The 842-nt window shown below is 44.3% G+C and carries 1 pseudogene; it reads right to left on the bottom strand.

What is annotated here, in order from left to right:
* Positions 1 to 13 precede the first annotated feature (13 nt).
* Positions 14 to 762: pseudogene (locus EI164_RS16520) on the bottom strand (IS5 family transposase).
* Between the last annotated feature and the right edge of the window lie 80 nt (positions 763 to 842).

The following is an 842-nucleotide window of genomic DNA, read 5'->3' as shown; positions in this document are numbered from 1 at the left end:
CTAGGGCGTGTCATCAATTAAGCCAAACGACACAAGAAACTAAGTGAATGGCACTAAGGAAATGACTGGCTAACTTATCATAGCGAGTGGCAATCGCACGATACTGCTTAATCTTGGCAAAGAAGTTCTCTATTAGGTGCCTCGCTTTATAAAGCTCTTTATCGAAGTCTCTTGGCTGCAGCCGATGACACTTAGATGGTATAACTGCATTACCTTGCACTGCTTTAATCGGTTCAATAACGCGGGCATCAGCATCGTAAGCTTTATCGGCAAGCCACGTTTGGCTAATACTGACATCAAGCAATTCATCTGAGCCACACAGGTCATGAGCTGCCCCACCTGTTAGATAAAAGCCAGTAGGATTGCCTAATGCATCTGTTCGAGTATGTATTTTAGTCGTCAGTCCACCTTTGCTGCGTCCAATGGCTTGATCCCTTTTTTTCCAGCACTGTGCTGGTGGGCTTTAACAATCGTGGCATCTAGCATGGCATATTCGTCATCGGATTGTTCAGAGAGTTGATTAAAAACCTGCTCCCATACGCCTTTTTTTGACCAGCGACTAAAACGAGTATGAATCACTCTGAAGTCGCCAAAGCGTTCAGGTAGGTCACGCCAAGGTATGCCGGTCTTGTAACGGTACAGAACCGCTTCTACGAACAAGCGGTTATCCTTTGCAGTAACACCAACGTCACTTGGTTTACCAGGTAGAATGTCTTTAATTCTCTCCCATTGGTCATCACGTAGGGCATGTCGTCTTGTCATAGTCATTGAGCTCAAATTCCTAAATACGATCTAAGTATAGCTTATTCTGAAATATCTATGCTAATTGATGACACGCCCTA

This window comes from Psychrobacter sp. FME13 (assembly GCF_014861395.1).
Lineage (GTDB): Bacteria > Pseudomonadota > Gammaproteobacteria > Pseudomonadales > Moraxellaceae > Psychrobacter.
The sequence above is the reverse complement of the archived record's forward strand: the minus strand, read 5'-3'. Positions and strand labels throughout refer to the sequence as shown.